Source organism: Actinomadura physcomitrii (genome assembly GCF_008923205.2).
GTDB classification, from domain to species: domain Bacteria; phylum Actinomycetota; class Actinomycetes; order Streptosporangiales; family Streptosporangiaceae; genus Spirillospora; species Spirillospora physcomitrii.
The window spans coordinates 67,056-81,275 of the sequence record NZ_WBMS02000044.1 but is presented as its reverse complement, the minus strand read 5'-3'; the positions used below and the strand labels follow the sequence as shown (position 1 = coordinate 81,275).

The 14,220-nt window shown below is 72.7% G+C and carries 11 protein-coding genes; 8 read left to right on the top strand and 3 right to left on the bottom strand.

From position 1 onward, the window contains the following. Positions 1-223: 223 nt before the first annotated feature. Positions 224-1,486 carry an HNH endonuclease signature motif containing protein gene (locus F8568_RS37865; protein WP_151598437.1) on the top strand — a complete coding sequence of 421 codons (1,263 nt, stop codon included), beginning with the start codon at positions 224-226 and terminating at the stop codon, positions 1,484-1,486. A 230-nt stretch (positions 1,487-1,716) separates the two neighbouring features. On the opposite strand, the gene F8568_RS37860 is transcribed toward F8568_RS37865, so the two are convergent. Beyond that, positions 1,717-2,514, bottom strand: a complete 798-nt coding sequence (locus tag F8568_RS37860; RefSeq protein WP_202125801.1) for a HAMP domain-containing protein — start codon at positions 2,512-2,514, stop codon at positions 1,717-1,719. Positions 2,515-2,525: 11 nt separating this feature from the next. After that, complete coding sequence (locus tag F8568_RS37855; RefSeq protein ID WP_151598436.1) at positions 2,526-3,149, bottom strand: response regulator transcription factor; 624 nt, start codon at positions 3,147-3,149, stop codon at positions 2,526-2,528. A gap of 114 nt (positions 3,150-3,263) precedes the next feature. On the opposite strand from F8568_RS37855, the gene F8568_RS37850 reads away from it, so the two are divergent. From F8568_RS37850 to F8568_RS37830, 5 genes are all read left to right on the top strand, one after another. Next, complete coding sequence (locus tag F8568_RS37850; protein ID WP_160573912.1) at positions 3,264-3,428, top strand: hypothetical protein; 165 nt, start codon at positions 3,264-3,266, stop codon at positions 3,426-3,428. A gap of 187 nt (positions 3,429-3,615) precedes the next feature. Continuing rightward, positions 3,616-4,632, top strand: coding sequence for an efflux RND transporter periplasmic adaptor subunit (locus F8568_RS37845; RefSeq protein WP_151598435.1), 1,017 nt, complete (start codon positions 3,616-3,618; stop codon positions 4,630-4,632). A gap of 21 nt (positions 4,633-4,653) precedes the next feature. Then, a complete protein-coding gene (locus tag F8568_RS37840) occupies positions 4,654-5,358 on the top strand; it encodes an ABC transporter ATP-binding protein (RefSeq protein ID WP_407924508.1) in 705 nt (234 codons plus the stop codon). Then, entirely contained in the window at positions 5,355-6,557 is a 1,203-nt protein-coding gene (locus F8568_RS37835) for an ABC transporter permease (RefSeq protein ID WP_151598434.1), read from the top strand. The genes F8568_RS37840 and F8568_RS37835 overlap by 4 nt, the downstream gene beginning before the upstream one ends. Positions 6,558-6,715: 158 nt before the next feature. After that, positions 6,716-7,108, top strand: coding sequence for a hypothetical protein (locus F8568_RS37830; RefSeq protein WP_202125800.1), 393 nt, complete (start codon positions 6,716-6,718; stop codon positions 7,106-7,108). An 87-nt stretch (positions 7,109-7,195) separates the two neighbouring features. Here F8568_RS37830 and eccCa read toward each other — a convergent pair whose 3' ends face one another. Further along, the gene (eccCa, locus tag F8568_RS37825; protein ID WP_151598433.1) at positions 7,196-11,176 is read right to left on the bottom strand and encodes a type VII secretion protein EccCa; all 3,981 of its coding nucleotides are present in this window, start codon (positions 11,174-11,176) and stop codon (positions 7,196-7,198) included. Between the two features lie 177 nt (positions 11,177-11,353). Here eccCa and eccD point away from each other — a divergent pair, with 177 nt between their 5' ends. Both eccD and eccB read left to right on the top strand, forming a co-directional pair. Then, a complete protein-coding gene (gene eccD / locus F8568_RS37820) occupies positions 11,354-12,754 on the top strand; it encodes a type VII secretion integral membrane protein EccD (protein ID WP_151598432.1) in 1,401 nt (466 codons plus the stop codon). A 7-nt stretch (positions 12,755-12,761) separates the two neighbouring features. Then, the gene (gene eccB, locus F8568_RS37815) at positions 12,762-14,207 is read left to right on the top strand and encodes a type VII secretion protein EccB (RefSeq protein WP_151598431.1); all 1,446 of its coding nucleotides are present in this window, start codon (positions 12,762-12,764) and stop codon (positions 14,205-14,207) included. The last annotated feature ends 13 nt before the right edge of the window (positions 14,208-14,220 follow it).

Sequence of the window (14,220 nt, the reverse complement as noted above, 5' to 3'; positions counted from 1 at the left end):
CCGCCGCCCCCGCCCCCGGGTCGCGCCACCCCACCACCCCCCTCCGCAACCAACCAAGACAATGAACAGTCGAACGGCCCCCCGCGTCGACGAGAAAACCAATGTGAAACATATTCAAGAAAGGTCGCTCAATCGGTCGACCGGCCCGCGAAGCGACGAAATATCTGGCCTCGATCGCTGCTTTCCAGCTTCAAATGCCGGTCACATCGGGTAGTATTCAGGTATGCATTCAGTGACGGTCGACCTTGAGGCCGCGTCCACCACGCAATTGGTGAACGCGCTCTCGGTCATCGCCACTGAACTCGCCCAACGCGAAGCGCCCGACTCGGCCGCCGCGTGCCTGGAACTCACCGAGACTCTTTCCGCAGCCGCAGATATGCAGGAAAGCGCGCTGGCCGGGTTCATCGGGCGGGTGGATGCCGCCGGGGAGCAGGCCCGGTGGGGATATCCCTCCACCCGGGCGTGGCTGCGGTCCCGGCTGGGGATGCGGGAGAGCCGCGCCAAGGAGCGCCTCACCCTGGCCCGCCAGCGCCACCGCCTCCCCCAGGTCGCCGAGCGGCTGGCCGCCGGGGAGCTGTCCTACGGGTACGCGACCACGGTGGCCGACGCGGTCGCCCGCCTCGACGACACCGACTGCGCCCGAGCCGAGACCATGCTGCTGGGGATGGCCGATCAGGGGTTCTCGGCCGGGAAGGTCGCCGCGTTCGGCCGCCGGATCCGTGATGTCATCGCCGAGCGTGACGGCACCGAGGACGCCCCGGATGAGGACACCAAGCGGGGTTATGCCAGGTCGTGGTTGACCACGACGCGGTCGCTGGACGGCGGCCGGTATGTGAAGGGGTGGCTGAACCCCGAGGACGCCGCGATCTGGGACGGGACTTTGGCGCCGTTGGCCAAGCCGGCGGGGCCCGATGACCGCCGGGACGTGGCGGAGCGGACGGCGGCGGCGCTGTCGAGTGTGCTGTCGGGCGGGCACAAGGCCTCCAAGGTCACCGTGATCTGCGACCTGGAGACACTGACCGGCGGCAACGCCCCCGCCCGCCTCACTGACGGCACCCCCATCCCGGCCGCGCAGGCCCGCCGCATCGCCCTGGCGGCGGGTGTCTCACCGTTGTTGCTGGGGCGCGGGAACACCCCGCTGTACCTGGGTTATCGGGAACGGTTCGCCAGCGCCGCGCAACGGCAGGTTCTCGAGGCCCTGTACCCCTCGTGCGCGGTGCGGGGGTGTGAGATGCCGGGGACGTTGTGCGAGGTCGACCACGTCCACGGGTGGGCGTTGGGCAGCCCCACCGATATTGATCGGCTCGCCCTGACCTGCGGGTGGCACAACCGGTTCAAGCACAGCAGTCCTGATCAGATCCAGATCACCAAGGATCCGGACGGGCGGTATGTCTACCGGCTGCTGCCACCGGCCGACGCCCGAGGGGCGACCGGCCCGCCAGGCGGGACTGGCCCGCCGGACGACGCCCTCGACTGGGCCGCATGACCACCCGCCTGCAAGGATTTGGTGACCGGAATGCGACGCGGGGTACGCCGATCGGGTCCTTGATCAGCTACGTCGGCCGAGTCGGTGGACCTGGGGTTCGTTACGGGCCATCCCGCGCTGCGTTCGGTCGGCCGGGAACGCGGCGCGGACGATGAGGCCGCCGCCGGGGCGCGGCTGCGCGTTGAGGGTTCCGCCGTGTGCGAGGGCGATCGCGTGCGCGATGGACAGGCCTAGCCCGTGGTGCCCGTCGCGAGGTTCGCCACCAGGCGCTCGACCAGCGCCGGGTCGCCCGCGGTCGCGGCGGGTGCGATCCGGGGTTCCAGGCGGGGGCCCTCGGCGGAGGTCCGCGGCCGGGCCGCCAGCACCTGCTCGGTGAGCGCGGGCAGGTCCACCGGGACGCGGCTCTCCAGGCCTCGCTCGCTGGTCGCCAGTGTGAGCAGGGACTCCAGCAGCCGCGCATGCTGGTCGCTGATCGCGACGATCCGCTCGAAGGTCGCGCGGAACGCCTCGAGGGTCGGGCGGCGGTCGGTGAGGGTCTCCTCCAGCAGCGCGCGTTCGAGGGTGAGGGGGGTGCGCAGTTCGAGCGCGGTGTCCAGGCGGCCGAGCAGGCCGTCCACGGTGTCGGCGAGGTCCTTCAGTTCGTCGCGGGGGCCGGCGAAGGCCAGCCGCTCGTGCACGTTGCGCGCCGAGATGCGCTGCACGGTGGCGGTCATCGTGCGCAGCGGGCGCAGGACCCGCCCCGCGACGAGCCAGCCGAACGCCAGGGAGACCACCAGCATGATCGCCAGCGCGATTCCGGACTGGACGAGGAACCCGTGCAGCAGCGCGTCCTGCTGCTGCGCCAGCGCGCGGCCGAGATCCCTCGTGCCGAAGGGCGTGTCGAGCGGCTCCGGGCAGTCCTCGGCCCGGCCGGCGCACGGCACCCGCACCTTGAAGACGGTGTTCCTGCGGACGAGCAGGAACGTGATCGCCAGCAGGGCCGCGCCGGAGAGGGTGAACAGCGCCCCGTACAGCAGCGTGAGGCGCATCCGGACCGTCCTCATATGCGGGAGCCGCTCTGCGGGACGGTCTCGATCACCGGTGGGGGGCCGAGCTTGGCGCGAAGGCGGTTGATGGCCTCGTCCCACACCCGTTCCAGCAGTTCCTCGGCGGACACGACGCGTCCTCCCGCGGCGAGCAGGTACTCCAGCACCGCCAGCTCCTTCGGGCTGAGCGCCAGCCGCAGCCCGGCGCGGGTCGCGACGCGCTGGGCCGGGTCGAGCCGCAGGTCGCCGTGCTCCAGGATCGGCGGCAGCGCCGGCTGCGCCCGCCGTCCGAGGGCACGGATCCGGGCGACGAGCTCGGCGTAGGCGAACGGTTTGGGCAGGTAGTCGTCGGCGCCGAGGCTGGGCCCCTCGACCCGGTCGGCGATCGTGCCGGACGCGGTGAGCATCAGGACCCGGGTCCGGCGGTGCGGTCCGGCCGCCAGGGCGCGGCAGACGTCGTCGCCGTGCACCACGGGCAGGTCGCGGTCCAGCACGACCACGTCGTAGTCGGTCAGCGCCGTGCGGTCGAGCGCCGCCCGGCCGTCCAGGGCGACGTCCACCGCCATCCCCTCGCGGTTCAGGACCCGCGCCACCGAGTCCGCCAGCTCCGCGTGGTCCTCTGCCACCAGCACTCTCATCGCCGGTCAGCCTGCCCGATGCCCGGTCACACCCGGGTCACAGCCTCTCGCACCGTCATGTGACCGTCCTTTCCCTAGAACTTGGCCCTGCGAGAACGTTCCTGAAGGAGAACGATGAACAGGGCTTTCATGTTGCTGGTCGTCGCGTTCGCCATCGCGGGATGCGGCGGTTCCGGCGGTTCCGACGCCGGCTCGGAGGCGAACCCCGCCGTGGAGCAGGCGGTGAAGTACGCGCAGTGCATTCGCAAGAACGGCGTCCCGAACTTTCCCGATCCGTAGGACGGCCGGCTCCGTGTGCCCAAGGACAAGATCGATGTCAACTCGCCGCAGTTCAAGAAGGCGCTGAACGCCTGCCGCAACGTGTCGGTGGGAGGTTCCGGGCATGGCAAGGGCTGAGATCGGAGCACCGGCGGACGTCGGTGGTTCTCCTCGGGTGCCGGTGCGGCGGTGGTGGCGCGGGCGTCGCATGGTGATCGGGGTCGGTGTCGCGCTCGTGGCCGTGGGCGGCGGTGCGGCCCTGGCCGTCACGGGTTCGCCCGGCGACGGCACGTCCGCGACGGGCGCCGGCGGCGGGACCTCGCTGGCGGTCCAGGAGGGCCCGCTGTCCTCGCAGGTCGACCAGAGCGGGACGCTGTCGTACGCAGGGGGCGCCGACGGGAACCCCTACCTGGTGGTCGACCGGGCGAAGGGGACCTACACCTGGATGCCGGCGGCGGGCGCCCAGGTCGACTGCGGCGAGACCCTGTACAAGGTCGACCAGAAGCCGATGCTGCTGATCTGCGGAAGCACGCCCGCCTACCGGGACCTGGCCGCGGGCGACGACGGCAAGGACGTCCAGGCGCTGAACAAGACCCTGGTGGACGAGGGTTACGCCGACCGGTCCGTGCTCGATCCCGGCTCGCGCCACTTCGGGCTGCCCACCATGGCGACCCTGGAGAAGCTCCAAAACGACCGCGGCGCCGACGTGACCGGCCGGCTGGACCTCGGGCAGGCGGTGTTCCTGCCCGGCCCGCTGCGGATCGGCAAGGTGACGGCCAAGAACGGCACGAACGCCGTCCCGGGCCATTCGATCATGGAGGCGTCGTCGAACCGGCGCGAGGTGACGGTGAAGCTCGACCCCGCCCAGCAGTCCGAGGTCCACAAGGGCGACCCCGTGCAGATCACGCTGCCCGACAACCGGACCACGGCCGGCGTGGTGAGCCGGATCGGCACGGTCGCGACGTCCACCCTCCCGGTCCACATCACGCTCAAGAAGCCGAAGGACGCCGGAAGCCTGGACCAGGCCCCGGTCCAGGTGGAGATCACCACCGGCGGCGTCGGGCACGCCCTCATCGTGCCGGTGACCGCGCTCCTCGGCCGGGGGATACGCCGTCGAGGCCGTCGCGGGGAACGGCGGCCGGAGCCGGATCGTGCCGGTCACGCTCGGGCTGTTCGACAACGCCAACGGGCGGGTGCAGGTCTCCGGTGCCCTGACGGTTCATGACCGAGTGGTGGTGCCGTCGACGTGATCGCGACGAACGTCCTCGAGCTGGAACGGGTCACCAAGACCTACGGCACGCGGCCTCCCGTCCACGCGCTGCGCGGTGTGAGCTTCACCGTGCGGAGCGGGGAGCTGGTCGCCATCGTCGGCCCGTCGGGCTCCGGCAAGTCCACCCTGCTGCACATCCTCGGCACGCTCGACCGGCCCAGCAGCGGCACGGTACGGATCGACGGGCAGGACGTCGCGGCGCTCAGCGACCGGCGGCTCGCCGAGATCCGGGCGCGCAGCATCGGCTTCGTCTTCCAGCAGTTCTTCCTGACCGAGCGCACCACCGTCCTGGAGAACGTCGCCGACGGCCTGCCGTACGGCGGCGCGGCGCCCGCCGAGCGGCGCGAGCGCGCCGCCGAGGCGCTCGGCCGGGTCGGGCTGCGGGACCGGGCGGGCTCTCGTCCGAGCGAGCTGTCCGGCGGGCAGCGGCAGCGCGTCGCGATCGCCCGCGCCCTGGTCGGCCGGCCGGCCATCGTGCTGGCCGACGAGCCGACCGGCAACCTCGACAGCGGGACGGGCGCGTCGATCATCGAGCTGCTGCGCGAGCTCAACGCGGGCGGCGCGACGATCCTGGTGATCACGCACGACGGCGATCTCGCCGCCCGGTTCCCCCGCCGGCTGCACGTCCTGGACGGGCGGATCGTCGACGACAGCGCGGCGCGCCCGCTGGAGGGCGTATGAGGCTGTCCGACCAGCTGCGCGTGGCCGGGATCGGGATCCGGTCCCGCCGCCTGCGGGCCGCCCTGTCCGCGCTCGGCATCGCGATCGGCACCGCGGCGATCGTGGCGGTGCTCGGCCTGTCCGCGTCCTCGCAGGCCGGGCTCCTGGCCCAGATCGACCGGCTCGGCACCAACCTGCTCACCGCCAACACCGGCGAATCGCTCACCGGCGGGGCTGCGCAGCTCCCGACCGCCGCGCCGCAGCGGATCTCCCACCTGCCCGACGTCGAGCAGGTGGCGCACGTCGCCGCGATCGACGACGCCAACGTGTACCGCAGCCCGCTGATCCCGGCGGTCAACACCAACGCCCTGAAGGTCCGGGCCGCCAGCCTCGACCTTCCCGGCGTGCTCGGCACCGGCGTGGCGCAGGGCCGCTGGCTCAACGCGGCGACCGAGCGGCAGCCGGTCACCGTGCTCGGCGCGCTGGCCGCGCGGCGCCTCGGGATCGACCGCGTCCATCCGGGCGAGCGGATCTGGCTGAAGAACCAGTGGTTCTACGTCGCCGGCATCCTGAAGCCCGCGACGCTGTCGACCGACATCGACACCAGTGTTCTGATCGGCTACCCGGCCGCCGAGCACTACCTCGGCTACGCCGCGATCGAGCGGGGCGAGGCGGTGGCGGGCCCTCCGACCACCGTGTACGTGCGGGCGCGGACCGACAAGGTCGACTCGGTGCGGGACGTCCTCGCGCGGACCGCCAACCCCGAGTCGCCCGGCGACGTCGACGTCAGCCGGCCGTCCGACGCGCTCACCGCGCGCGCCGCCGCCAAGGGCGCCTTCAACAGCCTGTTCCTCGGTCTCGGCGTGGTGGCGCTGGTCGTGGGCGCGGTCGGGGTCGCCAACATCATGATCATCTCGGTGCTGGAGCGGCGGTCGGAGATCGGGCTGCGCCGGGCGCTCGGCGCGACCCGCGGGCACATCCGCACCCAGTTCCTGTCCGAGGCGGTCATGCTGGCGCTGCTCGGCGGGGTGACCGGGGTCGCGGCCGGAGCGCTGACCACCGCCGTCTACGCCGGCGGCAAGGGCTGGGCGGTGGTCGTCCCGGCCGAGGCGTGGGCCGGCGGCATCGGCGCCGCGATCGCCATCGGGGCGATCGCCGGCCTGCTGCCCGCCCTCAGGGCCGCCCGCCTTTCCCCCACCGAGGCCCTGCGCACGCTGTGACCTCCTGACTTGCACCGCAATAGGTCAGTGCTGTCGGGCTGTGACCGTCCGCTGACCGGAACGTTCCGAGCCGGACGGTGATCCGGCTCGCCGACCAGAAGGGTAATGATCATGGACGAGAACTCCGCACGCGGTATCGGCCGGCGGCGGCTGCTCGGGTGGGGCGGGCTGGCGGCCGCCGGCGCGGTGACGGCCGGCATGCAGGTGGCGGGCGCCGCACCCGGGCACGCCGACGCGATCCCGCCGGACGCCCGGCCCGGCGGCGCCTCGACGGCACCCTCCTGGACCGGCCCTGGGCCGAGGTGTTCACCGCCCCCAACGACCCCCACAGCGCGACGTCGTTCGGCGCCTACGGGCCGGTGGTCCGCATCGTCAACGGGCAATGGGTGCAGAGCCGCGGCGGGGCCAACCCCGGTGTCGGCGCCCTCTGGTCCATCTACCCCTACACCGGCTCGGTCGGCGTCATCCTCAGCAACATCGACGGCGTCCCGCTGCAGGAGATGGCCGGGCAGGAGACGCAGGCCATCGCCGGCGGCGGGACGGGCGGCTGAGGCGGCCCGGCTCGCCGGGCCCCGGACCTCGGCGCCGCGGAACGCGAAGAGCCCCGGGCGGGGGCCAGGGCTCTTCGCATTCGGTCGTTACTGGACGGGACCGTGGAAGGCGGTCTGGATGAGGCGCTTGCCGGCGCGGCGGTCGGAGTGGGTGCCGCGGCCGACGGGCAGGGGCCCGGGGCGCACGTCGAACAGGTTGCCCTCGTCCTTGTTGCCGGACATGATCAGCGCCGGGCTGGCCATGTCCTTCAGCCGCTGCATGACCGGGTCGAACATGGCGCGTCCGGCGCCGCCCATGGTGCGGGCGAGGATCAGGTGCATGCCGATGTCGCGGGCCTGCGGCAGCAGCTCGGCGACCTGCGCGAGCGGGTTGCCCGACGGGGTGGCGACGAGGTCGTAGTCGTCCACGATGAGGAACAGCTCCGACCCGCTCCACCAGGACCGGTTCCGCAGCTGCTCGGGCGTCAGGTCGGACGGGGGGAGCCGGTTGACGAGGGCGCCGTTGACGTCCTTCATCAGCCCCGCCGCCGCGGTCGAGGACGCCGCGTACCCGATGACCTGGTCGCTCTCCGCCGAGTCGAGGAGGGCGCGGCGGTAGTCGAGCATGATGATGCGGGCCTCGTCGGGGGTGTAGCGCGCCTTGACGGCGTCGACGATGACGCGCAGCAGGTTCGACTTGCCGCACTCGTTGTCGCCGACGACGACGAAGTGCGGGTCGTTCTCGAAGTCCAGCAGGACGGGCGACAGGGTGTCCTCGTCGATGCCGATCGGGATGCGCTTGCCGGTCTCGGTCACCTGCGGCAGCGAGGTGAGCGGCAGCACGTCCGGCAGCATCCGCACCTGCGGCGCGGGCGGGCGGCCCTGCCAGCCGGCCTGGACGGTCTGGACGAGCTGCTTGACGCCGTCGGCGAGGTCCTCGGAGGAGGGGCGGCCGTCGGCGCGCGGCAGCGCGGCGAGGAAGTGCAGGCCCTCGCGGGTGATGCCGCGGCCGGGCCGGCCCTCGGGGACGTTCGCGGCGAGCTTGCGGTCCATCTCCGACTCGTACGGGTCGCCGAGCTTGAGCTCCAGCTTCGTGCCGAACAGGTCGCGGATGGTGAGGCGGAACTCCGACCACTTGTTGGTGGCGGCGACGACGTGGATGCCGTAGCCGAGGCCGCGGGCGGCGAGGTCGGTGATGGTGGCCTCGACCGCCTCGAACTCCTGCCGGACGGTCAGCCAGTTGTCGACGACGAGGAACACGTCGCCGAAGCCGTCGCCGGGGATCTGGCCGGTGGCGCGCAGCCGCCGGTAGGTGGCGATGGAGTCGATGCCGCGCTCGGTGAAGAACCGCTCGCGGGCCTCCAGCAGCCCGGACACCTCGGCGACGGTGCGGCGGACCCGGTCGGGGTCGAGGCGGCTGGCGACGCCGCCGACGTGCGGGAGGTCGGCGAGCGGGGCGAGCGAGCCGCCGCCGAAGTCCAGGCAGTAGAACTGCACCTCCTGCGGGGTGTGCATGAGCGCGAGGGAGGTGATGAGGGTGCGCAGCAGCGTCGACTTGCCGGCCTGCGGGGCGCCCGCGACGCCGACGTGCCCGGCGGCGCCGGACAGGTCCAGCCACATCGGGTCGCGGCGCTGGTCGAACGGCCTGTCGACGATGCCGGCGAACGCGTGCAGCTGGCCGCGGCCGTCCCAGCCGGCGGTGGTGAAGCCGAACTCGGGGGTGTGCTGCAGGTTCGGCAGGACCTGGTCCAGGGTGGACGGGTCCTCCAGCGGCGGCAGCCAGATCTGGTGCGGCGGCGGGCCGTGCCCCGCGAGCTGCTTGACGACGAGGTCGAACAGGCTGATCTGCGGGCCGTCGTCGTCCTTGGCCTGCCGCTGCTGCTGCGGCTGCTCCTGCATCCGCGGCTGCACGTAGGCGGGGGTGAACGGGACGATCTGGGCGAGCTGCCGCGGCCCCTGCTGCCCGTTCTGCGCCGCGCCCTCCTCCTCGGGACGGTACGCGCCGGACACGTACGCGGCGCGGAACCGGGTCAGCGACTCGGTGCCGATCTTCAGGTAGCCGTTGCCGGGCGCCTGCGGCAGCTCGTAGGCGTCCGGGGAGCCGAGGACGACCCGCGACTCCATCGCCGAGAACGTGCGCAGGCCGATCCGGTACGACAGGTGGGTGTCGAGGCCGCGGAGCTTGCCCTCCTCCAGGCGCTGCGACGCGAGCAGCAGGTGGACGCCGAGGGACCGGCCGAGCCGTCCGATCATCACGAACAGCTCGGCGAAGTCGGGCTTGGCGGACAGCAGCTCGGAGAACTCGTCCAGCACGACGAACAGGGTCGGCATCGGCTTGAGCGCGGCGCCCTGCTCGCGGGCCTTCTCGTAGTCGCGCAGCGAGGCGTAGTTGCCGGCCTGCCGTAGCCACTCCTGGCGCCGCACCATCTCGCCGTGCAGCGCGTCGTACATGCGGTCGACGAGGGGGAGCTCGTCCTCCAGGTTGGTGATGATGGCGGAGACGTGCTGGAGGCCGTCCATGCCGAGGAACGTCGCGCCGCCCTTGAAGTCGACGAGGACGAAGTTCAGCACCTCCGAGGAGTGCGTCATCGCCAGGCCGAGGACGAGGGTGCGCAGCAGCTCCGACTTGCCGGAACCGGTCGCGCCGATGCACAGGCCGTGCGGGCCGTACCCGCCCTGCGCGGCCTCCTTGATGTCGAGCTCGATGGGGCGGCCCTCGGCGTCCAGGCCGATCGGGACGCGCAGCCGGTTGCGCGGGGCGCGCGGCTGCCACGCCTGCCGCGGGTCGATCCGGGCCGGGTCGGGGACGCCGAGCAGCGTCGTCAGCGTCGTCGCGGCCGACAGCGCGTCCAGCTCGGCGCCGGCGGCGGCGCTGGCCCGCAGCGGCGCGAGCTGCCGCGCGAGGCCGTCCGCCTGGACGTAGCTGTACTGGTCGGGCCGGCCGAGGGAGCTGGCGACGTCCTTGCCGGTGCGGTCGCGGCGCAGCATCGCCATCTTTTCGGCGGCGACCCGCAGCCGCAGCATCGTGTTGTCGGAGGTCGGCGCGACGTGCCCGGACAGGTCGATCACGCAGACGCCCTCGATGCCGTCCGAGCCGATCTGCGAGTCGGGGGTGACGGCGCCGCCGTCCACGATGACGACGTGGTACGGCAGGTCGTTCTGGGAGAGGCCGGGGGTGAAGCGGGCGCGGTCCTTCACCTCGGTGCCGAACATCCGCTCCAGCTCCGACAGGCTGCCCGCCATCAGCCGGACGGGGCCCGCCGCGTCCGTCACCGTGGGGTGCATCGAGTGCGGCAGCCACTTCACCCAGTCCCAGTGCGGCATCGCGTCGGGCGACGCGCACACGCTGACCCGCATGTCGTCGGGCGAGTGGAACGCCGTCAGCTGCGCGATCATCGCGCGGACCATGCCGCGGACCGCGTCGATGTCGCCCATCGGCAGGATCCGCGCGAACGACGGCAGCGACACCGCGACCGGCAGGTTCGGGACGGTGGAGTGCGCGCGGACGAACCGGCGCAGCGCGCCCGCCGTCATCGGCTCCAGGTCCTCGATGGGCTTGGTCTCCGGCGGGATCAGCTGCACGGCGAGCTTCTGCGGGCCGGCGCCGATCCGCACGTTGCCGAAGTCGGGGTCGGCGGGGCGGCGCTCCCAGATCCGGGCGCTCATCACCAGCGACCACAGCGAGTCGGGGGCGGGGCTGTTCCACTCCAGCGACTCGCGCTGCTGCTCGGCGGCGCGCCGCACCCGGCGCCGCACCTGGCTGAGGTAGCGGAAGTAGTCGCGGCGGGCGCCGTTCAGCTTGAACTTGCGCTCCCCGGAGCCGCGGCTCAGCTGCCCGATCATCATGCCGCCCATGGCCAGCGCCATGCCGCCGCTGCTGATCATCATCATCGGCGACTTGGTGCCGCCGCCGACGAACATCAGGCCCATCATCACCGGCATGACGGCCATCGGCAGGTAGGTGAGCACCGCCTGCATGCCGCCGCTCTGCATCTCCGGGATCTCCGGGGGCGACTCGAGGAGCAGTTCGCCCTTCGGGGCAGGGGGCGGTTTCCGGCGCTCCTTGCGCTTGACGAGGATCGTGCTCACCTGGGGGTTCCCTCCGCGGGTCACGCGTCCCGAGGGCGGCCGGACGACGAGGGGGAGCACGACCGACCCGCGGGTTGGGTGGGGTTGGGTGTTGATTTAGCGTAATCGGACGTCACATCCTAAGCTGCGCGTCGATCGGATCCAGCCCGCGATCTGACCTGGAGGACGGGAGCTCCCTTGAATTCCCCCGCCACAACCGAACTGTGCAGGGTCACCATCGTCGCGCCGCGGCGGCGCATCGACGTGTCCCTGCCCGCCGACGTGCCGCTCGCGCACATGCTGCCGACCCTGCTCCGGGCCGCCGGGGAGAACATGGCCGATGCCGGTCTCGCGCACTCCGGGTGGGTGCTGCAGCGGCTGGACGGCAACCCCTTCGACCCCGCGCAGACGACGAGCGCGCTCGGCGTCCGGGACGGGGAGATCCTCTACTTCCGGCCGCGGATGGCGCAGCTGCCGGAGATGTCGTTCGACGACGTCGCCGACGTCATCGCGACCGGCATCCGGGAGCGCTCCGACCGCTGGCGGCCGACGACGACCCGCTCGTTCGGGCTCGGCGCCGCCGGGATCGCGCTGGTCGTCGGCGCGGTCGTCATCGCGCTGTCCGGCCCGCCGTGGATCATCCCGGCGGCCGCCGCCGGCCTCATCGCGCTGCTGACCCTCATCGTCGCGATCGCGCTGTCGCGGGCGGTCGCCGACTCCGGCGCCGGCGTCGTCCTCGGCTACGCGGCGCTGCCGTACGCGTTCCTCGCCGGCGCGCTCGCGCCCGCGCGCAAGGGCACTGAGCTCCTCGACCTCGGCGCGCCGCACCTGCTCGCCGGGTTCGGGGTGACCGCGCTCGCCGCGATCATCGCCGCGTTCGGCGTCGCGGACGGGCTGCCGGTGTTCCTCGGCGTCGCGTTCGCCGGGTTCGTCGGCGCGGTCGGCTCCGGCGTCGGGTTCGCGTTCGACGACCTGCCCGCCGCGGGGATCGCCGCCGTCGCCGCCGTCGTGGTGATGATGTTCATCGCGGCGGTCCCGTCGCTGTCGTTCAAGCTGGCGCGGGTGCCGCTGCCGCCCGTCCCGGCCAGCGCCGAGGAGCTGCGCAGCGACACCGAGACCGTCGACGGCCGGATGGTGCTCGCCCGGACCGCCGCCGCGGACCGCTTCTCCACCGGCCTCATCGCGTCGATCGCGCTCGTCGCCGCGGGCGCGATGCTGTTCCTGTTCGGCGCGGACGGCTGGGCGGGGCCCGCGACGAGCGCGGTGATGTCGGTGTCGCTGCTGCTGCGCGCCCGCGTCTTCCGCGGCGTGTCGCAGCGCGCCTGGATGCTGGTCGTCGGGCTGTTCGGCCTGGTGCTGACCGTGATCGGAGTCGCGCTGCACGGCAGCCAGCTCGTCGCGCTCGCCGCCGCCCTCGTCCCGCTGCTGGTGCTCGTCGGCATCGTGGTCGGCGTGACGATGTGGCTGCCGACGCACAAGCCGACCCCGTTCTGGGGCCGCTGGGGCGACATCCTCGACGTCCTGGTGATGATCTCGCTGATCCCGCTGGCGCTCGCGGTGCTGGACGTCTACTCCCGCGTCCGCGGGCTGGCCGGGTGAGGCGCTGATGCAGAGCCGGCGGGATCTCTACCAGGCGCACCGGCTGATGACGCAGCGCGTCGGGCTCGCGCTGCTGCAGGGCGAGCCCGACGTCGCCGAGTCGCCGATGCGGCGGCTGTCGGCCGCCGCGTTCGGCGGCGTGATGGTCGGGCTGCTGGTCGTCGCGGTGTTCGGGATCTGGGGCGTGCTGTCGCCGGGCGGCGCGAAGGGGCTGGACCAGCCGGGCGTCTTGATCATCGAGAAGGAGACCGGCACCAAGTACATCTACGACGCCAACACCAAGAAGATGTTCCCGGTCGCCAACTACGCCTCCGCGATGCTGGCGCTGAACTCCGACAAGGTCAGCCGCCGGTCGGTGTCGCGCAAGTCGCTGAACGGGTTCGAGCGCGGCGCGATGATCGGCATCCAGGGCGCGCCGGACTCGCTGCCGGGCAGCGACCAGCTCATCCGCGGCCCGTGGTCGGTGTGCGTCCGCGAGACGCAGGCCGCCAACGGCGTGCCGCAGCAGCTCACCGCGCTCGCCGCCGGCCGCGACGTCGGCGGGCGCGGGCTCGGCGACGGCGAGGCGCTGGTGGTGCAGTCCGGCGGCGTCGGGTGGGTCATCTGGAAGGACCACCGGATGCAGCTGTCGCTGCCGCCGAACCAGGTGTCGGTCCTGACGAACGGCCCCGAAGCCGCCGAGGTCCCGCCGAAGTGGCTGAACGCCATCCCGTCCGCCGGCGGCTTCGGCGCCCCGAACGTCCCCGGGCGCGGCACGGCGGTGGCCGGGCCGGGCGGCGGGCAGGCGAGGGTCGGCCAGGTGTTCAAGGCGCAGACCGGCGCGAGCGGGCAGACGCTCTGGTACGTGATGCTCCAGGACGGTCTGTCGCAGATCAACGCGACGCAGGCGCAGCTGCTGCTGCTGGACCCGAAGGAGAGCCAGGCCTACCCGGGCGCGAGCGTCCGGCCGGTCGACACCGACGTGTCGTCCGCGCAGCAGATCACCTCGAAGACCCGGCTGCTGGACCAGAACCTGCCGCCGACGCTGCCGAAGTTCGTCAAGTGGGACCCGTCCACCCCGCTGTGCTCGGTGTTCCCGGTCGGGTCGCCGACCTCGCACCTGACGGTCGGCGGGTCGCTGCCCGCGCCGTCCGCGGGGGTGCTCGGGTCGGGGTCGGCCGGCGGGTCCAGCACGGTGGACCAGATGGTGCTGCCGCCGGGCGGCGCCGCGCTGATGAGCCTGGTGCCGGGCGGCGGCGACTCGTCCACCACCACCGAGGGCTCGGGGTCGCTGTCGCTGGTCAACGACCAGGGGATCCGGTTCGCGCTGCCGTCGGCGGACGTGGCGAAGAAGCTCGGCTACGACGCCAAGAAGGCCGCTCCGGTACCGTCCAGCGTGGTGCATCTCATCCCGCAGGGCCCGGCGCTGGACCCGACACAGGCCCGAAAGCCCATTCCGACCGCCGGAGGCTGACGAAGGGACCGTC

Bases quoted from the DNA above. Each gene is read 5' to 3' on its own strand.
- F8568_RS37865 (WP_151598437.1), top strand. From the start codon at position 224: ATGCATTCAGTGACGGTCGACCTTGAGGCCGCGTCCACCACGCAATTG.
- F8568_RS37860 (WP_202125801.1), bottom strand. From the start codon at position 2,514: ATGCGCCTCACGCTGCTGTACGGGGCGCTGTTCACCCTCTCCGGCGCG.
- F8568_RS37855 (WP_151598436.1), bottom strand. From the start codon at position 3,149: ATGAGAGTGCTGGTGGCAGAGGACCACGCGGAGCTGGCGGACTCGGTG.
- F8568_RS37850 (WP_160573912.1), top strand. From the start codon at position 3,264: ATGAACAGGGCTTTCATGTTGCTGGTCGTCGCGTTCGCCATCGCGGGA.
- F8568_RS37845 (WP_151598435.1), top strand. From the start codon at position 3,616: ATGGTGATCGGGGTCGGTGTCGCGCTCGTGGCCGTGGGCGGCGGTGCG.
- F8568_RS37835 (WP_151598434.1), top strand. From the start codon at position 5,355: ATGAGGCTGTCCGACCAGCTGCGCGTGGCCGGGATCGGGATCCGGTCC.
- eccB (WP_151598431.1), top strand. From the start codon at position 12,762: ATGCAGAGCCGGCGGGATCTCTACCAGGCGCACCGGCTGATGACGCAG.